Origin of the sequence: Lysobacter sp. yr284 (assembly GCF_900107375.1) — a bacterium.
GTDB lineage: Bacteria > Pseudomonadota > Gammaproteobacteria > Xanthomonadales > Xanthomonadaceae > Lysobacter.
This window is the reverse complement of sequence record NZ_FNPT01000011.1, coordinates 38,427-63,939: the sequence shown is the minus strand read 5'-3', so window position 1 is coordinate 63,939 and position 25,513 is coordinate 38,427. Positions and strand designations below refer to the sequence as shown.

Annotated in this window: 24 protein-coding genes; 10 read left to right on the top strand and 14 right to left on the bottom strand. The window is 71.4% G+C overall.

What is annotated here, in order from left to right:
• Nucleotides 1-186: 186 nt before the first annotated feature.
• Both acs and BLV01_RS16230 read left to right on the top strand, forming a co-directional pair.
• On the top strand, nt 187-2,139 hold the full coding sequence (acs, locus tag BLV01_RS16235) for an acetate--CoA ligase (RefSeq protein WP_091801931.1): 1,953 nt from the start codon (nt 187-189) through the stop codon (nt 2,137-2,139).
• 343 nt (nt 2,140-2,482) lie between these two features.
• The gene (locus BLV01_RS16230; protein ID WP_057945836.1) at nt 2,483-3,151 is read left to right on the top strand and encodes a response regulator transcription factor; all 669 of its coding nucleotides are present in this window, start codon (nt 2,483-2,485) and stop codon (nt 3,149-3,151) included.
• A gap of 127 nt (nt 3,152-3,278) precedes the next feature.
• Here the strand turns inward: BLV01_RS16230 and BLV01_RS16225 are convergent, their stop codons facing one another.
• Complete coding sequence (locus tag BLV01_RS16225; RefSeq protein ID WP_139178773.1) at nt 3,279-3,626, bottom strand: hypothetical protein; 348 nt, start codon at nt 3,624-3,626, stop codon at nt 3,279-3,281.
• Between the two features lie 61 nt (nt 3,627-3,687).
• Nucleotides 3,688-4,086, bottom strand: coding sequence for a hypothetical protein (locus BLV01_RS16220; protein ID WP_217633525.1), 399 nt, complete (start codon nt 4,084-4,086; stop codon nt 3,688-3,690).
• 463 nt (nt 4,087-4,549) lie between these two features.
• On the opposite strand from BLV01_RS16220, the gene BLV01_RS16215 reads away from it, so the two are divergent.
• The gene (locus BLV01_RS16215; protein WP_091801922.1) at nt 4,550-5,257 is read left to right on the top strand and encodes a 3-keto-disaccharide hydrolase; all 708 of its coding nucleotides are present in this window, start codon (nt 4,550-4,552) and stop codon (nt 5,255-5,257) included.
• Nucleotides 5,258-5,299: 42 nt separating this feature from the next.
• Here the strand turns inward: BLV01_RS16215 and BLV01_RS16210 are convergent, their stop codons facing one another.
• Complete coding sequence (locus BLV01_RS16210; RefSeq protein ID WP_091801919.1) at nt 5,300-8,773, bottom strand: hybrid sensor histidine kinase/response regulator; 3,474 nt, start codon at nt 8,771-8,773, stop codon at nt 5,300-5,302.
• Nucleotides 8,774-9,534: 761 nt separating this feature from the next.
• Between BLV01_RS16210 and BLV01_RS16205 the strand changes: the two genes are divergently transcribed.
• Nucleotides 9,535-10,761, top strand: coding sequence for a trypsin-like serine peptidase (locus BLV01_RS16205; RefSeq protein WP_139178771.1), 1,227 nt, complete (start codon nt 9,535-9,537; stop codon nt 10,759-10,761).
• 294 nt (nt 10,762-11,055) lie between these two features.
• Nucleotides 11,056-12,294: a trypsin-like serine peptidase gene (locus tag BLV01_RS16200; protein WP_175486006.1), complete on the top strand. Its 1,239-nt coding sequence runs from the start codon at nt 11,056-11,058 to the stop codon at nt 12,292-12,294.
• Between the two features lie 707 nt (nt 12,295-13,001).
• On the opposite strand, the gene rpmG is transcribed toward BLV01_RS16200, so the two are convergent.
• From rpmG to BLV01_RS16145, 11 genes are all read right to left on the bottom strand, one after another.
• Nucleotides 13,002-13,166: a 50S ribosomal protein L33 gene (gene rpmG / locus BLV01_RS16195; protein WP_057945843.1), complete on the bottom strand. Its 165-nt coding sequence runs from the start codon at nt 13,164-13,166 to the stop codon at nt 13,002-13,004.
• A 12-nt stretch (nt 13,167-13,178) separates the two neighbouring features.
• Nucleotides 13,179-13,415 (bottom strand): 50S ribosomal protein L28, encoded by a 237-nt coding sequence (rpmB, locus tag BLV01_RS16190; protein WP_057945844.1) that lies wholly within the window; start codon nt 13,413-13,415, stop codon nt 13,179-13,181.
• Between the two features lie 265 nt (nt 13,416-13,680).
• Complete coding sequence (locus BLV01_RS16185) at nt 13,681-14,016, bottom strand: lipid-A-disaccharide synthase N-terminal domain-containing protein (RefSeq protein WP_091801910.1); 336 nt, start codon at nt 14,014-14,016, stop codon at nt 13,681-13,683.
• 13 nt (nt 14,017-14,029) lie between these two features.
• Nucleotides 14,030-14,755 carry a glycosyltransferase family 2 protein gene (locus BLV01_RS16180; protein ID WP_091801908.1) on the bottom strand — a complete coding sequence of 242 codons (726 nt, stop codon included), beginning with the start codon at nt 14,753-14,755 and terminating at the stop codon, nt 14,030-14,032.
• Nucleotides 14,756-14,987: 232 nt separating this feature from the next.
• Nucleotides 14,988-15,953, bottom strand: coding sequence for an NAD-dependent epimerase/dehydratase family protein (locus tag BLV01_RS16175; protein ID WP_091801904.1), 966 nt, complete (start codon nt 15,951-15,953; stop codon nt 14,988-14,990).
• Entirely contained in the window at nt 15,950-16,735 is a 786-nt protein-coding gene (locus tag BLV01_RS16170; RefSeq protein ID WP_091801901.1) for a hypothetical protein, read from the bottom strand. Before BLV01_RS16170 ends, BLV01_RS16175 begins: the two co-directional genes overlap by 4 nt.
• A gap of 69 nt (nt 16,736-16,804) precedes the next feature.
• Nucleotides 16,805-17,236, bottom strand: coding sequence for a hypothetical protein (locus BLV01_RS16165; protein WP_091801898.1), 432 nt, complete (start codon nt 17,234-17,236; stop codon nt 16,805-16,807).
• Nucleotides 17,237-17,582: 346 nt separating this feature from the next.
• Nucleotides 17,583-18,500, bottom strand: a complete 918-nt coding sequence (locus BLV01_RS16160) for a ParB/RepB/Spo0J family partition protein (protein ID WP_091801895.1) — start codon at nt 18,498-18,500, stop codon at nt 17,583-17,585.
• Complete coding sequence (locus BLV01_RS16155; RefSeq protein ID WP_091801892.1) at nt 18,497-19,315, bottom strand: ParA family protein; 819 nt, start codon at nt 19,313-19,315, stop codon at nt 18,497-18,499. The genes BLV01_RS16160 and BLV01_RS16155 overlap by 4 nt, the downstream gene beginning before the upstream one ends.
• Nucleotides 19,316-19,599: 284 nt before the next feature.
• A complete protein-coding gene (gene rsmG / locus BLV01_RS16150) occupies nt 19,600-20,265 on the bottom strand; it encodes a 16S rRNA (guanine(527)-N(7))-methyltransferase RsmG (protein WP_091801889.1) in 666 nt (221 codons plus the stop codon).
• A gap of 195 nt (nt 20,266-20,460) precedes the next feature.
• Nucleotides 20,461-21,045: a 4'-phosphopantetheinyl transferase family protein gene (locus tag BLV01_RS16145; protein ID WP_091801886.1), complete on the bottom strand. Its 585-nt coding sequence runs from the start codon at nt 21,043-21,045 to the stop codon at nt 20,461-20,463.
• 207 nt (nt 21,046-21,252) lie between these two features.
• On the opposite strand from BLV01_RS16145, the gene BLV01_RS16140 reads away from it, so the two are divergent.
• From BLV01_RS16140 to BLV01_RS16120, 5 genes are all read left to right on the top strand, one after another.
• Nucleotides 21,253-22,656 (top strand): AMP-binding protein, encoded by a 1,404-nt coding sequence (locus tag BLV01_RS16140; protein WP_091801883.1) that lies wholly within the window; start codon nt 21,253-21,255, stop codon nt 22,654-22,656.
• A 204-nt stretch (nt 22,657-22,860) separates the two neighbouring features.
• A complete protein-coding gene (locus tag BLV01_RS16135; protein ID WP_139178769.1) occupies nt 22,861-23,568 on the top strand; it encodes a hypothetical protein in 708 nt (235 codons plus the stop codon).
• A 100-nt stretch (nt 23,569-23,668) separates the two neighbouring features.
• Nucleotides 23,669-23,914, top strand: a complete 246-nt coding sequence (locus tag BLV01_RS16130) for a hypothetical protein (RefSeq protein WP_091801876.1) — start codon at nt 23,669-23,671, stop codon at nt 23,912-23,914.
• Nucleotides 23,915-24,126: 212 nt separating this feature from the next.
• Nucleotides 24,127-24,750: a biofilm formation regulator BacA gene (locus BLV01_RS16125; protein WP_091801870.1), complete on the top strand. Its 624-nt coding sequence runs from the start codon at nt 24,127-24,129 to the stop codon at nt 24,748-24,750.
• Nucleotides 24,750-25,454 (top strand): PspA/IM30 family protein, encoded by a 705-nt coding sequence (locus tag BLV01_RS16120; protein ID WP_091801866.1) that lies wholly within the window; start codon nt 24,750-24,752, stop codon nt 25,452-25,454. The genes BLV01_RS16125 and BLV01_RS16120 overlap by 1 nt, the downstream gene beginning before the upstream one ends.
• The last annotated feature ends 59 nt before the right edge of the window (nt 25,455-25,513 follow it).

Below are 25,513 nucleotides of genomic sequence, written 5' to 3'. Positions count from 1 at the left end.
ACGCCTGTCTGCGCGGCTTACGACCATCGTCTAAGAGCGCGGCGCTGCGTGGCATGTTGCGCTGCGGCACACTGAGGGCAGGTCGGGCGAGGCCGGATGCGGCGCTCGTCCGCTATCCTCTTCGGTCTCGCGTTCCACCCCCTCGCGTCGTCCCCACGCAGCCACGGCATCTCGCACGGAGCCCCCATGAGCAACCCCGCCAGCGTCCATCCCGTCGATCCGGCCTTCGCCGCGAACTCGCGCTACACGCGCGAGGAGTACGAGCGCCAGTACGCCGAGTCGGTGCGCGACCCGGACGCCTTCTGGGGCCGCATCGCCCAGCGCCTGGACTGGTTCAAGCCGCCGAGCAAGATCAAGAACGTCAGCTACGACCTGGGCGATTTCCGCATCAAGTGGTACGAGGACGGCGAGCTCAACGTCAGCGTCAATTGCCTCGACCGCCACCTCGCCGCGCGCGGCGACAAGACCGCGCTGTTGTTCGAGCGCGACGATCCGGACCAGCCGGCCGAGCGCATCACCTACCGCGACCTGCACGCGCGCGTGTGCCGCCTGGCCAATGCGCTGCGCAACCTCGGCGTTGGCAAGGGCGACCGCGTCACCATCTACCTGCCGATGATTCCCGAGGCGGTGGTGGCGATGTTGGCCTGCGCGCGCATCGGCGCGATCCACACCGTGGTGTTCGGCGGCTTCGCGCCGAACTCCATCGCCGACCGCATCGCCGACAGCGCCAGCAAGCTGGTGATCACCTCCGACGAAGGCCTGCGCGGCGGCAAGAAGATCGCGCTCAAGGCAAACGTCGACGCCGCGCTGAAGCTGCCGGGCACCAACTCGGTCGAGACGGTGATCGTGGTGCGCCACACCGGCGCCGCGGTCGAGATGCAGATGCCGCGCGACCGCTGGTACGACGCGGTGGTCGAAGGCCAGAGCGAGGACTGCGAACCCGAGCGCATGAACGCGGAAGACCCGTTGTTCATCCTCTACACCTCCGGCAGCACCGGCAAGCCCAAGGGCGTGCTGCACACCAGCGCCGGCTACCTGGTCTATGCCGCCTTCACCCACGAGGCGGTGTTCGACCTGCGCGAGGACGACATCTACTGGTGCACCGCCGACGTCGGCTGGGTCACCGGCCACAGCTACATCGTCTACGGCCCGCTCGCCAACGGCGCCACCGCGCTGGTGTTCGAGGGCGTGCCGAACTATCCGGACGTGTCGCGCTTCTGGAACGTCATCGACAAGCACCAGGTGACGATCTTCTACACCGCGCCGACCGCGATCCGCGCGCTGATGCGCGACGGCGAGGAGCCGGTCAAGAAGACCTCGCGGCAATCGCTGCGCCTGCTCGGCACGGTCGGCGAACCGATCAATCCCGAGGCCTGGCGCTGGTACTTTGACGTGGTCGGCGACGGCCGCTGCCCGATCGTGGATACCTGGTGGCAGACCGAAACTGGCGGCATCCTGATCACCCCGCTGGCCGGCGCCATCGACCTCAAGCCCGGCTCGGCGAGCAAGCCGTTCTTCGGCGTGCAGCCGGCGCTGGTCGACGCCAACGGCCAGATACTGGAAGGCGAGGCCGAGGGCAACCTGGTGCTGACCGCGTCGTGGCCGGGGCAGATGCGCACCGTCTACGGCGACCATCAGCGCTTCATCGAGACCTACTTCAAGACCTATCCCGGCAACTACTTCACCGGCGACGGCTGCCGCCGCGACGCCGACGGTTATTACTGGATCACCGGCCGCGTCGACGACGTGATCAACGTCAGCGGCCACCGCATCGGCACGGCCGAGGTCGAAAGCGCGCTGGTGCTGCACCCGAAGGTGGCCGAAGCGGCCGTGGTCGGCTTCCCGCACGATCTCAAGGGCCAGGGCATCTACGCCTACGTGACCCTGATCGCCGGCGAGTCGCCGAGCGAGGAGCTGCGCAAGGAACTGGTGGCGTGGGTGCGCAAGGAGATCGGCCCGATCGCCACGCCCGACCACCTGCAGTGGGCGCCGGGCCTGCCGAAGACCCGCTCGGGCAAGATCATGCGCCGGATCCTGCGCAAGATCGCCGAGAACGCGCCGGACCAGTTGGGCGACACCTCGACCCTGGCCGATCCGTCGGTGGTCGAAAGCCTGGTCAACGAGCGTCTGGGCAAGTAAGCCGGCCGCGCGCGTGGTGGGGGCGATCCCCGCCGCGCGTGCGCGTCGCGACCGCGGATTTGCGCTGCGAATCCGCAGATCGCGGTCGCGGCTCTCGCCGCTCCTGCATGGGCTTCCTGTAGGAGCGGCGCGAGCCGCGACCGCGCCACCACGCCAACCGCGCCACCTGAACGACGCCGCTGAACCCCACGCACTCACCCGCGTTCTGCGACGCGGTTCCGCCCAGCGTGCGTCCGGCGCCGCCCACCTTCACCCATCGTCCAATAGCCGGCAGCGCCCCGCCTGGACGTAAGATCGTCCCATCCCCGTCGTTCGCAGCGGACCCACCTGCCGAGGCCGCCCCATGCCCACCTTGCTGATCGCCGACGACCATCCGCTGTTCCGCGAAGCCTTGCGCGGCGCGGTCGCGCGGGTGCTGCCCGACGCGGCCCTGCGCGAGGCCGACAGCGTCGATGCGCTGTACGCCCTGGTCGAGGCCGAATCCGACGCCGACCTGCTGCTGCTCGATCTGAACATGCCCGGCGCGCAGGGATTCAGCGCCTTGGTGCACCTGCGCGCGCTGCACCCGCAGTTGCCGATCGTGGTGGTGTCCGCGCGCGAGGAGCCGTCGACGATGCGGCGCGCGCTCGACCACGGCGCGGTCGGCTTCATTCCCAAGTCCGCCGACGCGGCCACGCTCGGCGAGGCCATCACCACGGTGCTCGACGGCGACCGCTGGGCGCCGCCGGCCGCGGTCGCCGCGCCGGCCGCCAACGCCGACGAACACGAAGCCGCGCAGCGCCTGCGCGAACTCACCCCGCAACAGTTCCGGGTCCTGCAGATGCTCGGTGCGGGCCTGCTCAACAAACAGATCGGCTACGAACTGGGCGTGTCGGAAGCCACGGTCAAGGCGCACGTGACCGCGATCCTGCGCAAGCTCGGCGCCAACAACCGCACCCAGGCGGTGCTGATCGCCGGACGCCTGGCGCTGGACCCCGGCGCGATCGTGCCGCCGCCGGAAGAGGCCGAGTAGGCCCAGCGATTCCGGGCCGTTGTGGGAGGGCCTTCAGGCCCGATGCCTTCCGCTCAGATCGCCGCGACCTGAAACAAAAGCATCGGGCCTGAAGGCCCTCCCACAACGGCCGCCGCCGCGAACCGGCTCAATCCGACCGGTCGCGGCCCAGCCCCAGCTCGCGCATCGCCGCCGCATACGCGCGGTCGATCTGCATCAACCGCCATTGCGCCTGTTGCCGCGCCCGCGCGCCCAGGCGGGCGACGCGTTCGGGCAGGTGCTCCTCGCGCCGGGCTTGGTGCGCGGCCTCGATCGCGGCGCGGTCCGCGTCGGCGTCCACGCCCAGCACCTCGTGCCACGGCGGGTCGGCCTGGAACGGCAGTTCGCCCGGCGCGGAGGATTCGCCGCCGCCCGCGCGCCGCCGCCAGGCCTTGGCGGCAAGCCAGCACAGCAGCGCCACGCCGAGCGCGGCGGCCAGCCATTGTGTAAAGGTCATCGCGGCCACTCCCGTGTCCGCCTCGGTTCCGGCCAACGCGCGCAGGGGTTGCAGTGGCGGCTCAAGTCCGGTCCTGGCGCGGCTCCAGGGCCGAAAGATCCTCATCCATGCGCAGGAAGGCGCGCAGGTCCGGCGCCACATCCGCGCCGTGGGCCAGCAGTTTTTCCCGCAGCAGCAGATACAGCGCGTTCTTGTCCGCGCCGTGCCAATACGAATACGAGAGCAGCGATTCGCGCCGCGCACGCGTGCGCAGCACCAGCGCATCGATGCCCCCCTCGGCGGCGAGGATGTCGCGCCAGGCGATGTGCAACCGCTTGTGCGGACGCATCACGGTGAGGCCGTCCTCGTCGCCTTGTATGGGCGCGGCTATCAGCAGCAGCGCCGCCCCGGAGCCGCCGAACAGCGTGGACAGGATCAGCACGGCGGTCCAGGCCTGTTGCCAAGCGGCGATGGCGACCATGACCACGGTCGCAGTGCACACCAAGGCGCCGAAGCCGGATAGCAGCGGCATGCGGACAAGACAGCGACGCGGTTCGCGCTGCGCGGACGGGAGAGATTGTGTGGGCGGCATGGCCGGCCAATCCGTGGCGGTGTGGACGGGGATCCATCGTAAACGCTGCCGGGGTCGGCGACGCATCGCGACCGCGAGGCGGGCGCAACTGGGGGGAGTGGACGCCGGCGCTTGAGGTCCTTGCGGTCGATTCGTCGCGATCCGTCGCAACGCGAAGTGGCCAGGCATCCAGGGCTTATGGTGTCGGCGACGCGGGCCGATCTCAAGCCGCAAAACGTACGAAAAACCGCTTCGTTCAGCGGGAAAAGTTAACGATTCAGGCTCGCGCGCGGGAACCGGCGCTTGAGCGGCTCGCGCCGCGCGGCGAGGATGCGCAGGCGCCTTCCTCGTTCATCTTTTTGCGAGCATCCCCATGCCCACGATCCCGGTCTTGCGTCCGATCTGCGCCGCGCTGGTTATGTGCGTCCTCGCCAGCGGCGCGGCGCCTGCGGGCGGGCGCGACGCCGCCGCGCCGGAGGGGTTCATCGCCCTGTTCGACGGCCGCAGCACCCAGGGCTGGCATCTGTACGGCCGGCGCGGACAGCCGGTCGCCGGCTGGAGCGTGCGCGACGGCGCGCTGCTGCGCAGCGGCGCGGGCGGCGACCTGGTCAGCGACGCGCGATTCGGCGATTTCGAACTGCGCCTGGAATGGAAGATCGCGCCCGGCGGCAACAGCGGCGTGTTCTACCGCGTGCGCGAGGACGACGCGCCGATCTACCACAGCGCGCTCGAGTACCAGGTGCTCGACGACCGCCGCCATCCCGACGCGCGCAACGGCGCCGACCGCCGCGCCGGCGCGCTGTACGGTCTGTATCCGCCCGCGGGCGCCGCGGCCAGGCCGGCCGGGCAATGGAACGCCGCGCGCATCGTCGCGCGCGGCGACCGCGTCGAGCATTGGTTGAACGGCGTGCGCGTGGCCGCGTTCGAGATCGGTTCGCAGGACTGGAACGCGCGGCTCGCGCGCAGCAAGTTCAAGGACTGGCCCGGTTTCGCCGGCGCCCGCCGCGGCGCGATCGCGTTGCAGGACCACGGCGACGAGGTCGCCTATCGCAACATCGCGATCCGCGCGCTGGATCGCTGACGCCGGAGCGCCGGCCGCACTCTTCCGGCTGCGCCGCCGGCCTCACGCCGCCGGCCGCTGCGCCGCCAGGAACGCGCGCAACGAGGCCGGCTTGATCGGCTTGGTCAGCACCCGGCAGCCGCGTTCGCGCGCGGCGTGCTTGAGCGCGTCGCTGCCGTCGCCGGTCAGCAGCGCGGCCGGCAGGTCGCGGCCCAGGCGCGCGCGCAGCGCGTCGATGGTGGCCAGGCCGTCGAGCCGGTCGTGCAGGTGGTAGTCCACCAGCGCCACGTCCGGGGCTTCGTCCAGCAACGCCAGCGCGTCGTCGACCGTGGCCGCGAGCAGCGCGCCGGCGCCCCAGCGGTCGAGCAGGGCGCGCATGCCGTCGAGGATCTCGCGGTCGTTGTCGATGCACAGCACGCGCAGGCCGGCCAGCGAATCGGCCAGTCCGGGGTGGGCGGCATCGGCCGGTATGGGTTCGCGCGGCGGCTGCCCGCACGGCACGCTGATCGAGAACACGCTGCCGCGGCCGATCTGCGAGCGCACCCGCAGCGGGTGGTCGAGGGTGCGGGCGATGCGCTGGCAGATCGACAGGCCCAGGCCGAGGCCGCGTTCGCCGCCGCTGCCGGGTTGGTCGAAGCGGCGGAACTCGTCGAAGATCTGGTCCAGGTGGTGCTCGGGAATGCCGGGGCCGGTGTCCCACACCTGCAGTTCGATCCGATGCAAATGCGGCCGCGCGCGCGCCGCCAGCAACACTCCGCCCTCGCGGGTGTAGCGCAGCGCGTTGGCGAGGAAGTTCTGCAGCGCGCGGCGCAGCAGGCGGCGGTCGCTGCGCACCGGCATCGCCCCCAGCGGCGCGCGCACGCGCAGTTCCAGGCCGCGGCCGCCGGCGCTGGGCGCGTACTGCGCGGCCAGCTCGCGCAGCAGTTCGCCGGCGTCGAAGTCGCTCGGCTCCGGGCGCAGCGCGCCGGCGTCCAGGCGCGAGATGTCGAGCAGGCCGTCGAGCAGGTCTTCGGCCGCGCGCAGCGAGGCGTCCACGCGCTCGGCCAGGCGCCGTTGTTCGTCGAAACTGTCGCTCTCGCGCAGCGCGGTGGTGAACAGGCGCGCGGCGTTGAGCGGCTGCAGCACGTCGTGGCTCACCGCGGCCAGGAAGCGGGTCTTGGACTGCTGCGCCGATTCGGCTTCCTGGGTGCGCTGCTCCACGCGCTGCTCCAGGTTCTCGTTGGCCTCGCGCAGCGCCTGTTCGACGCGCTTGTAGTCGGTGACGTCGCTGTAGCTGGTGACGTACCCGCCGCCGATCAGCGGCCGGCCGACCATCTCGATCACCTGGCCGTTCGGGCGCACGCGCTCGAACACGTGCGGCGCGCCCGCGCGCAGGTGGGCCAGGCGCCGGCGCACCAGTTCGTCGATGCTGGGCTCGTCGAGCCGGCCCGGGCCCATCTCGCCGCGCTCGGCGTTCCAGCGCAGCAGGTCGGCGACCGGCCGGCCGACGTAGAGCATGCCGTCGGGATAGTCGAACAGTTCCTGGTAGCGCCGGTTCCAGGCCACCAGCCGCATCTGCGGATCGACCACGCTGACGCCCTGGCTGATGTTCTCCATCGTGGTCGACAGCACCTGGCGGTTGAAGCGCAGCTCCTGGTTGGCCTCGTCGAGCAGCGCGACCACTTCGCCCAGTTCCATGCCCGAGCCGCGCAGCGCGCTGGTCAGGGTCAGGCGCGCGGAGGCCGCGCCGATCGCCGCGGCCAGCAGGCGTTCGGTGAACTGGGCCAGGGCGCGGTCGGCCGGCTGTTCGGGCTGCCATTCGCGGCCTTGCTGGCGCGCGTAGTCCTCGAACGCGCGGCGCGCGTGGCGCTCGCCGACGATGCGTTCGGCCAGCGCCAGCAGTTCGCCGCCGCGCACGCTGCCGGCCCAGCCGCCGGGGCCGAGCGCGGGGCGGCGCACGTACGGGTCGAGGAACGGCGCGGCCAGCAGTTGTTCCTGCAGGCGCGGGCGCTGGCGCGCGGACACGAACAGGAAGGTGCCGACGTTGAACAGCAGCGACCAGAACGTGCCGTGGGTCAGCGGGTCCCAGCCGACCAGCCCGAACAACTGTTCCGGACGCAGCCAGTCGAGGGCGAGCGGGCCGGTGTCGAGCCAGCGCTGGTCGATCCAGCCGATCCGGCTCAGCGCCGGCAGCAGCAGGGTGTAGGCCCACACCACGGTGCCGGCGAACAGGCCGGCGAGCGCGCCGACGCGGCTGGCGCCGCGCCAGTACAGGCCGCCGATCAGCGCCGGGGCGAACTGGGCGACCGCGGCGAACGCGAGCAGGCCGTGCTGGGCCAGCCCGTTGGCGCCGAGCGAGGCGCGGTGGTAGCCATAGGCCATCAGCGCCAGCAGCACGATGGTGACCCGGCGCACCCACAGCACCTGGCGGTCGATGCCCGGACTTTGGTGCGGGGCTTCGTGCAGCAGCCCGCTGCGCAGCAGCAGCGGCATCACCAGGTCGTTGCTGACCATGGTCGACAGCGCCACCGAGGACACGATCACCATGCCGGTGGCGGCGGAGAAGCCGCCGATGTAGACCATCAGCGCCAGCGCTTGCTGGTCCAGCTGCAGCGGCAGCGCCAGCACGTAGGTGTCCGGCGACACCCCGGAGCCGCCGAGCACGGCCTGCCCGGCCAGGGTGATCGGCACCACCAGCAGGCTGATCAGCGCCAGGTAGCCGCCGAACAGCCAGCGCGCCGAGCGCAGGTCGTTGGGGTCCTGGCATTCGACCACGGCGACATGGAACTGGCGCGGCAGGCAGACGATCGCGGTGAACGCCAGCAGGGTCTGGGTGATGAAGCCGTCGGGCAGGCCCGGCTGCATGACCACGCGCGCGGCCTGCTGCATGCGCGCGCCGTAGTCGCCCAGGCCGGGCAGGTGGACCAAGGCGAACACGCCGATGGCGACGAAGGCGATCAGCTTGACCAGCGATTCCAGCGCCACCGCCAGGACCATGCCGTGGTGGTGTTCGGTGGCGTCGACCCGGCGGGTGCCGAACAGGATCGCGAACACCGCCAGCATCATCGCCACGTAGAACGCCGGATCGGCGAGCAGGCCGGCGTCGGCGGGCACCCCGGCCAGCACCTGCACGCTCATCGCCACCGCCTTGAACTGCAGCGCCACGTACGGCACCGCCGCGGTCAGCGCGACCGCCGCGACCAGCGCCGCCAGGCCCGGCGCGCGGCCGTAGCGCGAGGACAGGAAGTCGGCGATGGAGACGATGCGGTGTTCGCCGGAGATCAGCACTAGGCGTTCGAGGATGCGCCAGCCGAACGCCAGCATCAGCAGCGGGCCGAGGTAGATCGGCAGGAAGCCCAGCCCGGTGCGCGCGGCGGTGCCGACCGCGCCGTAGAACGTCCACGACGAGCAGTACACCGCCAGCGCCAGCGAATACACGGCCGTGCGCAGCCAGCGCGCGCGCGGCGAGCGCTCGCGCTGGTCGCCGTAGTAGGCGACCGCGAACAACAGGCCGACGTAGCCGGCCGAGACCAGCAGCAGGATCCAGCCGGGGATCAAGGGCGCGGGTGCCGGGTGGTGAGGTCGCTCGAGTGTACGGCCTGGCCGCCTGGGCCGGGCCGGGGAGCGGATGCGACTTTGGGAGAAGCGCTTTCGGCGCGCCGGGCCGTCGGGCGACGCGGGCGGAAGGCGTCGGGCCTGAAGGCTCTCCCACGACCGCCGGCGCTGCTGCCAGGACGCCATCCCGCAGCAGCCGACGCTGCTGCCACGGCGCCATCCCCCAACAACCGACGCTGCTGCCAGGACGTCATCCACGCGAAGGCGGGGATCCAGAGACTTCAGAGCCATGCCGCGATGCGGCCCTGGCCCCCGCTTTCGCGGGGATGACGGCAAAGACGCCCCCGCGCCGTTGCACGAACGACTTCCAACAACCCTCGCGAATCCGAATCCGAGCCCCACTCCCACCCGTTCAAGCATTGCTGTCCTGCCGCAACGCGCACCCCTTCACCCACAACGCCCTGAACGCCCTCCACCCGCGCCACAGTCGCGCTGAGCGGCCTATCAAGGTTCGGTCACGCGCGCGCCCGCGCGCGCCGCGGACCCCACCGCGATCACGGTTTGCCGCGGCGGCATTTGCCAAGGTCGCCCGCGCACGGCGGGGACCCCTGCCGTGCGCCACCTCAACCGCCCCGGCGCCAGCACTCGCCACGCCGTCCGCCGCGCTCGCCGCGCGGCGCGGCCGCGTGCGCCTGTCCGCTACATCGCCTCGTGTCGTGTTCGCGCCGCCACATCCCAGGAGGGACCAGCGAATGAACCACGCAATGCCCAAACTGCTCGCGCCCGCGCTGCTCGCCAGCGCACTGTGCCTGTCGCTGCCGGCCGCGGCGCAGACCGCGCCCGGCGCGCCGGCGCCGATCAAGATCGCCGACGTGCGCGCCGCCGACCTGCAACTGGGCGCGCAGCCCGGCCGGGTCGGCCGCGCCGGCGTCGAGGCAGGCGCCAAGGCGGTGGAAATCCGCACGCCCGACGCGTCCTTCATCAAGGTCAACTTCGAGCACTTCTCGCTGCCGGCCGGCGTGACCCTGGAAGTCGCCAGCCCCGACGGCCGCGAGGTCTATCGCTACAGCGCCGACCACCGCGACGGCCACACCGTCGCCGCCGACCTCGGCGAAGACGGCAAGACCCGCTTCTCGGCGATGTCGATCTCCGGGCCCGTGGCGGTGCTGCGCCTGGTCGGCACCGCGCGCGAGCCGTGGCGCAAGGATCACGGAGTGAAGGTCTCGCGCTACCTGGAAGGCTATCCGGAAGACATGCTGCCGGAGCTGCAGAACCAAGGCCTGCTGAGCACCGACGTCGGCGCCAAGTCGATCTGCGGCACCGACAACAAGCAGGCCGCGGCCTGCTACGCGACCAGCGACACCCAGGCCTTCAACGCCTCCAAGCCGGTGGCGCGCGCGGTCATGAGCGGCGGCAGCCTGTGCACCGCGTGGCGGGTGAGCTCGCAGAACCGCATGTTCACCAACAACCACTGCATCAACAGCGCCGCCGGCGTGGCCGGCGCCGAGTTCTGGTTCAACTACCAGCGCAGCAGCTGCACCGGTGCGCAGGCGACGGTGACCAAGGTCGCCGGCGACCAGATGCTCAAGACCGACACCACGCTCGACTACACCCTGTTCACGGTGAAGAACTTCGCCACCATTTCCAGCTTCGGCTCGCTGGGCCTGGATCCGCGCGCGGCGACCGCGAACGAAGGCCTGTTCATCGCCGGCCACCCGGGCGGGCGGATGAAGGAGCTGAGCGTCGCCGACACCCAGAACAGCACCGGCAAGTGCCGCGTCGACGCGCCCAGCGTCACCGGCAACGCCGCCAACAGCGACGTGGGCTACTACTGCGACACCGAGGGCGGCAGCTCGGGTTCGCCGGTGATCGCGCGTTCCAGCGGCAAGGTGCTGGCGCTGCACCACTTCGGCGGCTGCTTCAATTCGGGCGCGAAGATCTCGCTGATCTGGCCGCAGGTGTCGACTTATTTCGGCGGCGTGATTCCCTGAGCGCAGCGCGTTCGCGCGTGCGTACGAACGGTCGGAAAAACCCGCGCGATCGCGCGGGTTTTTCTTTGCCGCATCGTCGCTTCGCGTTAACACCGCGCGCACAGCGCTGGCATGCGCTGGATTCAAGTTCGCGACATCCGCCGGTCGAATCCGATGCCGATCACGCTTCGACGCGGTTCGCGCCGCGCGCGCGGCGTCCGTGCGCGCTCGCCGCTGTGCAAGCTCGTTCGCGACGCCTGCAAGTCCATCGTGGAGCTGCGGAGAGCGTCGATTCGCAACACGGAGATGACGACGATGAATCTTTCGAATGCCGCACCGCGCGCGCTGGCCGTCGCGCTGCTGGGCTGGATGCTGGCGACGCCGGCGCTGGCCGCCGATGCGACGCCGGGGCCGTCGCTGGCCGGCCAGTCGCGCGCGGCCGACCTGCGCCTGGGCGCGCACTCGGGCCTGTCCAAGTCCGCGTGGTCGGCGCCGGTGAAGATCCACGCCGCCGACGCGGCCTACATCAAGGTGCATTTCGCCGGCTTCGACCTGCCCGCCGGCGTAGTGCTGGAAGTGTCCGATCCGCAGCGCCGCGAGGTCCACCGCTATCGCAAGGGCGACCTGGGCCGCTACACGGTCGACGCCGCGCTCGGCGAAGACGGCAAGACCCGCTTCGGCGCGATGTCGGTGGCCGGCGACACCGCGGTGCTGCGCCTGACCGGCACGCCGACCGAGCCGTGGGCGCCGCATCACGGCGTGCGCATCGAGCGTTACGACGAAGGCTTTCCGCAGGCCATGATGGGCGAGCTCAGCGATGCCGGATTGCTCAATGCCGCCGGCTCGGCCAAGTCGATCTGCGGCGCCAAGGACAGCCGCCCGGTGGCCTGCTACGCCAGCACCGACGCCACCGCGGTGGCGCGTTCCAAGCCGGTCGCGCTGATCCTGCTCAACGGCACCAAGTGGTGCACCGCGTGGCGGGTCGGGCCGGACAACCGCATCTTCACCAACAACCACTGCCTGGACAGCGCCGCCGACGTGGCCGGCTCGGAGTTCTGGTTCAACTACCAGGCCACCACCTGCGCCGGCACCGCCAGCGGCGCGCTGACCAAGGTCGCCGGCGACCAGATGCTCAAGACCAACCAGACCCTGGACTACACCCTGCTGACGGTGAAGAACTTCGCCAGCATTTCCAGCTTCGGCTACCTGGGCCTGGACGTGCGCAAGCCGGTGGTCGGCGAGGAGATCTACATCAGCGGCCATCCCGACACGCGCATGAAGGAACTGTCGGTGGTCAGCGACCGCGACGGCGGCGGCCGTTGCAAGGTCATCGACGCCGATGCCGACGGCTACGGCACCGATACCGACGCCGGCTATTACTGCGACACCGAAGGCGGCAACTCCGGCTCGCCGGTGCTGGCGCGCTCGTCGCACAAGGTGGTGGCGCTGCACCACTTCGGCGGCAACTGCAACGCGGCGGCGCCCAACCGCGGGGTGAAGATGCAGCTGATCTGGCCGCAGGTGTCGAGCTACTTCGGCGGCGTGGTGCCGTGACGGGGTGAATCGGAATCCATGGGAGGGGCTTCGGCGGCGACGCACTTTGGTCGGGTCGCATCGCCGCGAGGGGCGAGCGCGGGCGACAGCGTCGGGGCTGAAGTCCCTCCCACGGTCGTTGCGGTAGCGGCTTGCGTCGCGGTTGCGGTGTCGCGGTCGCGGCTTGCGCCGCTCCTACAGGAGCAACCCGTTTGCCGCGCAGGCTCCCGTAGGAGCGGCGCAAGCCGCGACCGCGAAGCGGCAGATCGCGCCGTAAGCGCGATGCCGACGGACGCATGCCGCCACGCCAAAAAAACCGCCGTGCAGGCGGGTTCGTCGTCAGGCCCCGATCGCCGCGAAGCGGGATAGGCTCCCTGTAGGAGCGGCGCAAGCCGCGACCGCGAAGCGACCGATCGCGCCGCAGGCAGGATGTCCTGCCGATAAGCGCACGCCCTCGGGCCAAAAAGAAAACCCGCCGTGCAGGCGGGTTCGTCTTCAGGCCCCGAACGCCGCGAAGCGGGCTGGGCTCCCTGTAGGAGCGGCGCGAGCCGCGACCGCGGAGCGACAGATCGCGCCGCAGGCACGATGCCCTGCCGATGGGCTGATGCGTTCGCGCAAAAGAAAACCCGCCGGGTAGGCGGGTTCTCTCTGAAGGCTCTGGATCCCCGCGTTCGCGGGGATGACGCGATGGCAAAGGCGTCCGCGCTATGCGCGAACGCGCCATTGCGTCACTTGATCTTGCCTTCCTTGTAGATCACGTGCTTGCGGACGACGGGATCGTACTTCTTGATCTCCATCTTGCCCGGGGTGTTCTTCTTGTTCTTGTCGGTCGTGTAGAAGTGACCGGTGTTCGCCGTCGAGATCAGGCGGATCTTGTCGCGCTTGGAAGCCATGGTCGATCCTCCTTAGATCTTTTCGCCGCGGGCGCGCAGCTCGGCGAGGACGGCGTCGATGCCGTTCTTGTCGATGGTGCGCAGGGCGTGGGCGGAAACGCGCAGCTTCACCCAACGGTTCTCACTGGCGACCCAGAAACGGCGCTCGTGCAGGTTGGGGAGGAAACGGCGGCGGGTCTTGTTCATGGCATGCGAGACGTTGTTGCCGGTCGTCGTTCGCTTGCCCGTTACTTGGCATACGCGGGACATTGCGCACCTCTAAAGGTTGGTTGCTTCCCTTAGCCAGGGAGGCGGCGGCCCCGATGCCGCGAAGGCACCGCGCGATACGGGTGGACACCTCGTCTGCACCTTGGCGGCCGGAATCGCGCTTCCGGGACCGCCCGGGCACCCGCGAGGGATGCGCCGGACACAGCGAGCCGCGCATTATGGGGGTTATCCACAGCCCTGGCAAGCCGCCGGCGGCGGCGATGGCGAGTGGGTTCGCAGGCGGGACTGAGATCCTGGCCCGCCGGCCTCAGTGCGTGGCCCGGTCCCGCTTCCAGCCGCGGTGCTTGATGTCCAGGTACAGGCTGTAGGCGGCGGTGAACGCCGGGAACAGGTTCTGGATCACGCCGACCGAGTCCTGCTTCTGCGAGAACAGGAAATAGCTCAGGGTCATCGCGCTGCCGACCAGGCTCATGTACCAGAACACCCGCGGGATCACCGGCCTGCCCATGCGCTTGCTGGCGACGAACTGGACCAGCCAGCGGCCGCCGAACATGACCGCGCCGACCAAGCCGATCAGCTTCCACGGCGACATATGCAGGCCGGTCCAGTTCAGCCATTCGATCGGCGAATTCATGAAGTCCATGGCGGGGGTCCGGTCAGCGCTCGACGATCTGGGTCAGCTTGCCGCGGCGGATCAGCCAGGCCACCCCGCGCAGGTCGCTGATGCCGACCAGGGCGCGATTGAGGTTGTTGTACTTGGACACGCCGGCGCCGCGCGCGCGGTGGTTCACCGGCACGCTCACGGTCTGGTAGCCGGCCCGCTGCATCAGCGCCGGCAGGTAGCGGTGCATGTGGTCGAAGTACGGCAGTTCCAGGAACGCGGCGCGCTCGAACAGCTTGATGCCGCAGCCGGTGTCGGGGGTGTCGTCGCGCAGCATGCGGCTGCGGATCGCGTTGGCCCACTTCGAGGCCCAGCGCTTGCTGCCCGAGTCCTGGCGGTTGACCCGCCAGCCGGCGAACAGCTTGAACTGCGGCGCCGATTCGGCGCGCTTGGCCAGCAGCTTGGGGATGTCGGCCGGGTCGTTCTGGCCGTCGCCGTCGAGGGTCGCGATCCAGGCGCCGCGCGCGGCCCGGACCCCGCTGCGCACCGCGGTGCTCTGCCCGCTCTGGGTCACGTGGTGCAGCACGCGCAGCTCGGGTACGCCGGCCTTGAGCGCTTCCAGCGCCGCCAGGGTGCCGTCGCGGGAGTGATCGTCCACGTAGACGATCTCGAAATCGGTCACCCCGCGCAGCGCGGCGGTGATTTCCTGGACCAGGGGCGCGACGTTGTCCTGTTCGTTGAACACCGGGACGACGACCGACAGTTGTGGGGTTTGGGTCATGGATGACGCTCGAGGAAATTCTGGGGACGTCCGGCGCGCAGCGGCCGCATGCCGGGAGCGTGCGCAAAGCGCATAGCAGACTGCAGAGGCTTTAAGTATTTATTGTCCGCGCCCGCGCCGTCGGCGCAAACCGCGGAGCTTACGCCGGCCGTTGTTCAGGCTCGGTCGGAATCCGGGGGCGGCGGCGAACGTCGGTCAAATCTTGCCTAACGCCGCTGAACGCGGGCCAATGTCAGGCATTGTCGCCGAAATAGTCGCGGCACCAGGCGACCACGCCGGGCAGGCCGGCCTCGATCGAGGTGGCCGGCTCGAAGCCGAAGGCGGCGCGGGCGCGGGCGGTGTCGGCCATGGTCTCGACCATGTCGCCGGGCTGCATCGGCTTGTAGACCTTCTGCGCCGGGCGGCCGGCGGCGTCCTCGATGACCTGGATGAAGCGCTCCAGCTCGACCGGGGTGTGGTTGCCCAGGTTGAACACCCGGTGCGGCGGGGCGTCCTGCGGCGGGTGGTCCAGGGCGCCGATCACCCCGGCGACGATGTCGTCGATGTAGGTGAAGTCGCGGCGCATCCGGCCGTGGTTGAACACCTCGATCGGGCGTCCGGCCAGGACCGCGCGCGAGAACAGCAGCGGCGCCATGTCCGGCCGGCCCCACGGGCCGTACACGGTGAAGAAGCGCAGGCCGGTGGCGCGCAGGCCGTAGAGCTGGGCGTAGGTGTAGGCCATCAGCTCGTTGGCGGCCTTGGTCGCCGCGTACAGCGAGCGCGGCTGGTCGATGCGCTGGTCCTCGGAGAACGGCGGCGTGGCCGAATCGCCGTACACCGACGAGGACGAGGCATAGGCCAAGTGCTGCACGCCGCGGTGGCGGCACAGTTCCAGCAGGTTGACGAAGCCGACCAGGTTGCTGTCGACGTAGGCGTGCGGGTTGCTCAGCGAATAGCGCACGCCGGCCTGCGCGGCCAGGTGGACCACGCGCTCGATCCCGGCCTGGTCGAACAGCGCGGCCAGGCCGTCGCGGTCGGTCAGGTCGAGCGCGTGGATGTCCACGTCCGGGCACAGCGCGGCGACCCGGTCGCGCTTGATCTGCGGGTCGTAGTAGTCGTTGTAGTTGTCCAGGCCGATCACGGCGCGGCCCTGGGCGCGCAGCGCGCGGCAGACGTTGGCGCCGATGAAGCCGGCGGCGCCGGTGACGAGGATGGTCATTCGAAGGACAGGCGGCTGACGAGGCGCAAAGTGTCGCTCAATTCCTGTTCCGATTTCGCGACGATCCAGACGTGGAAGACCCGGCCGTAGCGGCCGCCATGGGCGGCGAACAGGGTTTCGCGGGCGAACTCGCCGCCGCCGCTGGCGCGGAACCAGCGCACCGGGCGGCCGCGCAGGCGGGTGCGGGCGAGGACCGTGCGCGAGGCGGGCTCGAAGTCCGGCCAGTTGCCGACATACATCGCCAGGCGCGGCGTGTCGGCGCCGCCGCGAGCCGGCGCGGCGCGGCAGACGTCGAAGTCCGGGCCGCGCTGGTGGCGCCAGCGCAGGCCCGATCCGGCCGGCAGCGGTGGGCAATGGACGTCGTACTCGTCCGGCGACGGCAGCGGCGGCAACTGCGGCGGCCCTTCGTGCACGGCGGCGATGCCGGCGGGCAGGTCGATCGGCGTGAGCGGATCGGCCCAGCGCAGCGGGTGGCCCTGCGGCGGCGGCGACGGGATCGGCTGCGGGTCGGCCGTCATCGGCGCCCAGGCGATGCTGACCCACCGGTCGCCCGGCGGTGGCCGGGCGTCGAGCGGCCAGGCCGGCGCGGCCGCGCCCGGCAGCCTCGGCTGCGCCCACAGCGCGAGCGGATCGGCGATCGGCAGGGTCGGCTCGCGGGTCGGCGCCAGCGGCGCATACCAGCCGACCGGACCGCGCAGCGGCGGTTCCGGCGGCGCGGGCGCCAACGCGGGCAACGGCGGTACCAGCAGCAACGGCGCGGCAAGCAGGTACAGCGGGATCACGACGACATCCTTGCCTCGGTCGCCAGGCGCGCTACCAGGCAGGTCGCCCGGTAGCGCCGCGACGGAGCCTTACTGTACCGCCACCTGCCGGGCGATCGCGAAGGCCTGGTTGAGCTGCTCGGCGCTGCTCGCGTCGATCCAGGCGTAGACCTTGAGCTTGCTCTTGGGCTTGGCGCCGGGGACCACGATCATCGCCTCGCGCGAGTACGGACGCGCGTTGCCGGGGGTGGCCTTGGTGTACCACTGCACCTGCTGGGCGCCGACCGTGCCCTTCTCGGCCTTGGCCTTCTTGTCCGGCTTGAAGGTGCGATGGCCCAGGTAGATGCCGAAGCCGGTGCTGGCGCCGAGGGTGCCGGGCAGCTCGGCATAGCACAGGGTGTAGTTGTCGCCCTGGCGCTGGTTCCACTTCAGCTCCGGGTTCTTGAACTCGGGGCAGGTACCGGTCTGCGCCCAGGCCAGGACCGGGGCCAGCATCAGCGCTGCAGCGGCCATCCATTTCATCGTTGCGTCTCCTTGCTCGGTGGATTGTTGGTGCGTGTTCGTGCCGTACCGACGACGCCCAGCGCCCGGCCGGACGGGATCCGGCAAGGCAGGCAGCGGGGAACGGAGACACAAGTTTAGTGGATTACCCCACGCAATCCGGTCTTGCTTGCACAAGAAACCGCGGCTGCGGCCGCGAGGGCGGCGCGCTCAGGCTAGGGATAAACGGTCGAGCCGGTACTCGGTTCAGCGAGCTGAAGGAGATGGGGCGCAGACGGCGGCGCGGGCTGTCGGGCCGGGCGTTGCGGGTGGGGCTCAGGTGGGGCGGGCGGGCTTCGGGGCGAGGCGCTTTCGGTGCGGCGCTTCGTCAGGCCTCGACCTTGCCGCGCAGCTTTTCCAGCACGCCGTCCAGCGAGTCCAGGTCGGTGTAGTGGATCACCAGCCGGCCCTTGCCGCCGCGGCCGTGCAGCACGTTGACCTTGGTGTTGAGCGATTCCGACAGCTCGCGCTCCAGGGTGACGATGTCGGCCTGCGGCTTGAGCTTGGCCGGCTTGGGCTTGCCGGCCACCGGGATCTTGCCGGCGGCGAGCTGCTGCACGCGGTGTTCGACGTCGCGCACCGACCAGCCCAGCTCGGCGGCCTGGCGGGCCAGGGCGATTGCGGCCTGCGGCGCCAGGGTCAGCAGCGCGCGGGCGTGGCCCATTTCCAGCGAACGGGTCTCCACCAGCACCCGGATCTCGCCCGGCAGCTCGAGCAGGCGCAGCAGGTTGGACACCGCCGCGCGCGAGCGGCCCACGGCCTCGGCGGCCTGGGCGTGGGTGAGGTCGAATTCGTCGATCAGGCGGGTCAGCGCCTGCGCTTCTTCCAGCGGGTTGAGGTCTTCGCGCTGGATGTTCTCGATCAGCGCCATCGCGACCACGGTGCGGTCGTCGACTTCGCGGATGACCACCGGGATCTCGGCCAGCCCGGCCAGGCGCGAGGCGCGCCAGCGGCGTTCGCCGGCGATGATTTCGTAGGTCTTGCCGCCGCGTTCGCCGATCTCGCGCACGACGATGGGCTGGATCACGCCCTGGGCCTTGATCGACTCGGCCAGCTCGGCGAGCTTTTCCTCGTCCCAGTGCTTGCGCGGCTGGTACTTGCCGGCGCTCAGCGAATCCACCGGCAGGTGCCGCAGCAGGTCGCCGGGCTGGGCCTCGACCAGGGTCGGCGCTTCGGCGGCGGCCTTGGGGCCGAGCAACGCTTCCAGGCCGCGGCCCAGGCCGCGTTTCTTGGCGGGATGGCTCATGCCGGGGTCTCCGCGGTGGCGGTGCGCGCGGTCTTGGCGGCGGCCTGGTCGCGCTCGCGCTGGCGGCGCAGCACTTCGCCGGCCAGGCCCAGGTAGGCGATGCCGCCGCGGCTGGCGCGGTCGTAGCCGACGATGCTCTGGCCGTAGCTCGGCGCCTCGGCCAGGCGCACGTTGCGCGGCACGATGGTGCGGAAGACCCGCTCGCCGAAGTGGGCGGTGAGGTCGGCGGAGACGGCGTTGGCGAGGTTGTTGCGCACGTCGAACATGGTGCGCAACACCCCTTCGATTTCCAGTGAAGGGTTCAGCTGGGCCTTGAGCGCGTCGATGGTCTCCATCAGCGCGCTGAGGCCTTCCAGGGCGTAGTACTCGCACTGCATCGGCACGATCACCGAATCGGCCGCGGTCAGCGCGTTCAAGGTCAGCAGCGACAGCGCCGGCGGGCAGTCGACGATGATGAAGTCGTAGTTGCCGCGCAGCGGGCCGAGCGCGCGCTTGAGCCGCTGCTCGCGCGCATCTTCGCTCATCAGGCGGATTTCGGCCGCGGTGAGGTCGATATTGCCCGGCAACAGGTCGAAGCCCTCCGGCGCCTGGACGATCGTGGCGGCGGCGTCGGCCTCGCCGAGCAGCACGTCGCAGATCGAGTCCTCGAGCTGGCGCTTGTCGATGCCGCTGCCCATCGTGGCGTTGCCCTGCGGGTCCAGGTCGACCAGCAGCACGCGCTTGGGCGTGCCGGCCAGCGCGGCGGCCAGGTTGACCGCGGTGGTGGTCTTGCCGACCCCGCCTTTCTGATTGGCGACGGCGATGATGCGGGCCATGCGGCTCGTCCCCTGCTGTTCCGGAGTGATGAAGAAGAAATGCGCTGCGGGCGGCGTCGGGCGCCGACCGGACAGGGGATTATGCCCGCCCGGGCCGCCGCGCGCTTGAAGCGGCCTGGGCGCGGCCCGCGTCGCGGGTCAACAGACGCATCGGCAAGAAGGCGTATGGAGCCGGCCGCCGCGCTTTGTTGCGGCGGCGCCGGCCGCGACCGCGTCGCCTGCGCCGGCCGCTGCGGGCGGCGATACCGACGAACCCGTCCGCGCCCGCGCCCGCCGGCGCCGGATCAGGCTTCGCCGACCCGCCCCACCACCACCATGTGCCGCTCCGCCGTCAGCCCCGGCACCGCCATCGGCTCGACCGCGCGCACTTCCCAGCCCTGCGGCAGGGCCGCGATCTCTTCGTCCGGGCGCACGCCCTTCATCGCCAGCAGCGCGCCGCCGGGCTTGAGCAGGTGCCCGCCCAGTTCCAGGATCAGCGGCAGCGTGGCCAGGGCGCGCGCGGTGATCGCGTCGTAGGCGCCCGGCTCGGCGAAGGCCTCGATCCGCGACTCGGCCACGCGCGCGTCCTTCAGGCCGAGCTGGCGCAGCGCCTCGCGCATGAAGCGGGCCTTCTTGCCGTTGCTCTCGACCAGGGTCACGCGCAGGCCCGGCTGGACGATCGCCAGCGGGATGCCGGGCAGGCCGGCGCCGGTGCCCAGGTCGGCCAGGGCGCCGCCGCGCGCGGCCAGCGGCGCGACGTAGCGGTGCATGGCCAGCGAATCGAGCAGGTGCTTGCCGACCATCTCGCGCGGATCGCGCACGGCGGTGAGGTTGTAGGTGCGGTTCCAGCGCGCCAGCAGGGCCAGGTAGTCCAGCAGCGGCGCGGCCAGCGCCGGGTCGAGCGCGAGCGCGGACAGGCCGGCCTCGAGCTCGCCGCGCAGGCCGGGCGGTAGGGAAGTGGGGGCGTTCATCGCGGCGATTATCGCCGAAGGCGGTGCGCTGGCCGAAGCCCTTGCGGGAGTGGGCGCCCGCCGCGTCCAGGCGCCGCTGCGAAATGTCGCCCGCGGTCCGAAGTCGCGCCTCTTCCCGCCGCAATCGCCGGCCGCCCTGGTTTCGGCCGCCGCGCTTGTGTAGGTCGCTGCGGTGGGGCCCGGCTCGCGCCGCGCCTACGGCGCCTGCGGCCGCCAGGCGAGGGCGCCGAGGTAGCCCGGGCCGGGCGCGATCTCCTGCAGCCGCCATGCCTGCGCCGCGCCGAGTTCGGCGTCGCATTCGACCAGCCGCAGGCCGCCGTCGTCGGCCTCGAACCGCAGCCGGTCCAGCCCGAACGACAGCCCGTGGCCGTGGGCCTTGAGCACGGCTTCCTTGGCGCACCACAGGCGCAGGAACGCGAGGTCGCGGTCGGCCTGGAGCGCCAGCCAGTCGGCCTCGCGCGCGGTGAAGTAGCGCCGTGCGATCTCCAGCGCGCGCGGCCGCCGCTGCAGCCGCTCCAGGTCGACGCCGACCCGGCCGCCGCGCGCCAGCGCCACCAGCAGGCGCTCGCCGCTGTGGCTCCAGTTGCAGTCCCAACCCTGGTACGGCGGCCGCAGGTGCGGGCGCTGGCGGGCGTCGCGCTCGACCTGCAGGCCGGCGTCGCCGAGTTCGGCCGCCAGCCAGGCGCGCGCCAGCGGCTCGGCGGCCTCGCCGTGCGGGTGCGGCAGCCAGGTCCAGCGCGGCGCGGCGGCAGGCGGGGTTGAACCAGCGGACAGGGACATGAACGGGCGCGGGCTTGGCGTGCGGCGGGCCGGTCAGCGTAAGCTAAACCCCAGGGGATCGGGTTCCAGCCACGATGGCCGCGCGGGGGCGCGGCGTCGTGCGCGCGGGCCGCCGGCGGGGCCACGGCCGCGCGACGGCGCCGCGTCAGCCTGCGATCAGGCGGCGCCCGGCAAGTTTCAGGCAATACAGCGGAACCAACACACCGAATGTCAGCGGTCATCGATCCGAGCCAGGACGGCCACGCTTCTTCGCCCAGCGGCGAGGCTTCGCCGCGGCTGCGGCCCTTGCTTGCGGGCACGCCGCTCGCCGACGGCGCTTCGCGCGCGCTCGCCTTCGGCGCGCACGGCGCGGTGCGCTGCGAACGCTTCGAGCGCGAAGTGCGCGCCCTGGCCGCGCGCCTGCCGCAAGCGCGCTACGCGGTGAACCTGTGCGAGAACCGCTACCGCTTTCTGGTCGCGCTGTGCGCGGCCGCGGTGCGCGGGCAGGTCAACCTGTTGCCGTCCTCGCGCGCGCCGGCGACCGTGGACGACGTGCTCGGCCGCTATCCCGACAGCTACTGCATCGGCGATCTCGACCTCACGCCGTTGCCGCCGCGCTACCTGCGCATGGACGAAGAACTCGCCCAGCTCGACGGCGAGCCGCTGGCGGTCGACGACGCCGCGCTGGTGGCGATCGGCTTCACGTCCGGCAGCACCGGCCAGCCCAAGCCCAACCCCAAGACCTGGGGCGCGTTCCGCACCAGCACCGCGCAGAACCTGGCCGCGCTGCACGACCTGCTGCGCGCCGACGGCGTCACCGAAGTGGTGGCCACGGTGCCGCCGCAGCATATGTACGGGATGGAGATGTCGGTGATGCTGCCGCTGCTCGGCGCCATCGCCGTGCACGCGCAGCGCCCGTTCTTCCCCGGCGATGTGGCCCGCGCGCTGGCCGACGCGTCGGCGCCGCCGCTGCTGGTGACCACGCCGGTGCACCTGCGCGCGCTGGTGGAATCGCAGGTCGCGCTGCCGGCGCTGGCCGGCATCGTCTCGGCCACCGCGCCGCTGCCGCAGGAACTGGCGCTGGAGGCCGAGCGCCGCTACGGTTGCGAAGTGCGCGAAGTGTTCGGCTCCACCGAGACCTGCGTGTTCGCCCGCCGCCGCACCGCGCGCGAGCAGGCGTGGACACCGCTGCCGGGCGTGCGCGTGTGCCCGCAGCCCGACGGCACCGCGATCCACGCCCCGCACCTGCCCGAGCCGGTGGCGCTGGCCGACTTGATGGAAGTCGAGGCCGACGGCCGTTTCCACCTGCGCGGCCGCGCCGCCGACCTGCTGGAGATCGCCGGCAAGCGCGCCTCGCTCGGCGACTTGACCCGCAAACTGCTGGCGATCGACGGCGTGCGCGACGGCGCGGTGTTCCAGCTCGACGAGGCCGATGCCTTCGGCGTGCGCCGGATCGCCGCGCTGGCGGTGGCGCCGGACCTCGACGAAGCGCAGATCCTCGCCGCGCTGCGCCGCAGCGTCGACCCGGTGTTCCTGCCGCGGCCGCTGCGCAAGGTCGCGGCGCTGCCGCGCAACGAGACCGGCAAGCTGCCGCGGCACGCGCTGCAAGCGTTGCTGCGCGGGCAGGACTGAAGCGCGCCGCGCCGCGGCGGCCGCGCCGGATCGCGGCCGCGCTCGCTGCGCCCAGTTCGTCTCTTCTGCGGCGCCGGCCCGTCGCGCTGGCTCCACCGCTTCCTTCGCCGCCCGTCGTTGCGATCGCGCTGAGCGCGTCCGCGGCGGCTGAATGCGCGCGCTCCGCCCCGGTGACGCCTGGACCCCTCGGGTCAGCCCTGGGTAGTGGCGATCGCGGCCGCGACCTATGGTCGCGATGCAACGGCCGCATCGGGCCGCAGGACAAGGAGAAGGTCCATGTCGGTAGGAGGCGTAGGAGGCGGCAACCAGGCCGGCAATTCCGGCGCGGCGAACGGCAGCGACAGCGCCGCGGGCCGGGCCGCCGCGGCCGAGGGCCGCGCCGCGGCCGCCCAGAGCGATGCCGAGGCTGCGGCCGAGCGCGCCGACCGCGCCGCGTCGTATGCGGGCAAGGCGCCGCCCGGCAGCGAGGCGGCCGAAAGCCAGGCGCAAGCGGCGGAAGACGCCGCGGCCGTAGCGCAGCAGGCCGCCGACGACGCGGCGGCGGCGGCCAAGGCCGCGGCGGAGGCGGCGCGCGAGGACGCCTCGCCGGCCAATGTCGAGGCGCGCGACAACGCCAGGGCCGCGGCCGACGCAGCCGCAGCGGCCGCGGACACGGCGCAGACGCGCGCCGAAGCGGCGCGCGCGTCGGCCAAGGGCACTGGCGCCTGGTCGCAAACGACCATGGATCGGCTCAACAGCGTCGGCGCCACCGCGACGCCGTCGCTGATGCGCGATGAGCCCGCGCCCGGCCGCGCGCCCGCGGTCGATCCGATGGGTACCGACGCCGTCGCGCAGAACACGGTGAATCAGCTCGGCGCGATGACGGTCGAGGGCAGCGTGCGCACGTACGCGGACGTCGCGCGCCGGTCGTAAACGGCCGAAGCGCGCGCCGGGCTTGCTATAGTCGGAGCCATTACGCGCAGGCCGCGACGGCCGCCGCACCAGGATTCCTTACCCGCAACGGAGTTGCCGCATGGCCCAGCCCAAGAGCCACCTCGAGATCGCGCTCGCCTCGATCCCGGTGTTCACCAACGACGGCACGCTCGATGTGAGCGAACTGCAGAAGCTGCTCGACCTCGCCCTGCGCGACGCCACCGTCGACGAGGACGAGAAGCGCGTGCTCGGCAACATCTTCAAGCAGGCCGAACTCGGCGTCCTCGACCCCGAGGTCCAGCGCCGCATCGACGAAGCCCGCCGCCAGCACGGCATCCCGGCCTGACCGCCGGCCCGCGCCGCTCCCCTGCAGGAGCGGCGCAAGCCGCAAACGCGAACCCGCCCATACCGGCGCGACCTCCCGGCCGCGCCTGAGCCATGCCTAAGCCCTTGACTGTAAAGACGCCCGAGCGAGCCGAGCCGCCGTGCTCCGCCGTTCGTCGGCTCTCACATGTCACAGCTTGCCAGTGTCACATGTGATGAATTAACGTGGCCGACATGGAACGCCGATCCTCCGCCTACTACCAGCGCCGCCACCGCGAACGCCTGCGCGAGAAAGGGCTGGTCAAGAAAGAGCTGTGGGTGCTGCCCGAGTTCGCCGACGAACTGCTGGCGGTGGAGAAGCGGATGCGGCAGCCGCGCGGTGCGGCGGCGGGGCGCGGACAGGTGGAGAGGGACATGAACGACGGCAAGGTCTGGACCGCCAGCGGGCTCTACGACGCGCTGTGCCAGGTCGAGGAATTCGTCTACGGCGACTCGCAGATCGAGCTGATCGACGGCGCCGAGCCGAGCCTGCACCTGGTGATGGCCGAATACGGCGACCTGCCGCTGTTCGTGGCCGTGGTCGGCGAGCAGATCGTGGTCGAGGCGCTGCTGTGGCCGGTCGCGCACGTGCGCGACGCCGCCGCCTTCAACGAGGAAGTGCTGCGCACCCACAAGGTGTTTCCGCTGTCGACCATCGGCATCGAGACCCTCGCCGACGGCGAGGCGGTGTACATGATGTTCGGCGCGCTGAGCGCGTCCTCGTCGCTGTCGAACGTGCTCTACGAGATCGAGACCCTGGCCGACAACGTCATCAAGGCCACCGAAGCCTACGAGACGCAGTTGCTGGAGGCGGCGTGATGGCCAAGCACAACGGCATCTGGAGCAAGCTGCTGACCTCGGTGCGCGCCGGCGCGCAGGAACTGGGCGAAGCCTGGGCCGACAGCCAGGCGCTGCGCATCCTCGACCAGGAGATCCGCGACTGCGACGTCGAGCTGCGCCAGTCGCGCGAGTCGCTGGCCCACCTGATGGCGCGCCATACCCTGGCCGAGCGCGCGCTGGCCGAGCGCGCGGACAAGATCGACGAATACGAAGGCTACGCGCTCAAGGCGCTGGAATCCGACGAGCAAGGCCTGGCGCTGGAAGTGGCCGACAAGATCGCCGCGCTGGAAACCGCGCGCGGACAGGAACAGGCGCACCTGGGCCAGCTCGCCGCCAGCGTCGCCGAACTGCGCAAGTCGGTGGCGATGGCCGAGGGCAACATCCGCCGGCTCAAGCAGCAGCTCGACACGGTCAAGGCCACCGAAAGCATGCAGCGCGCCCAGGCCGCGGTTGCGCAGCGCTACGCCGGGCCGCAGAACCGCCTGCAGACCGCGGTGGATTCGCTGGCCCGGATCAAGCTCAAGCAGGCCGAGCGCGGCGCGCGGATCGAGGCGGCGGCGGAACTGGCGCGCCACGAAGAAGGCGGCGCGCTGGAACGCAAATTGCGCGACGCGGGGATCATGCCCGACGGCGCCGGCGCCGAAGCGGTGCTGGCGCGGTTGCGGCAGAAGCTGCCGGGCTGACTCAGACGGATCGACACGGCCGGTCGACATGGGGTCGGCCGGTTTCATGCAGGCGCCGC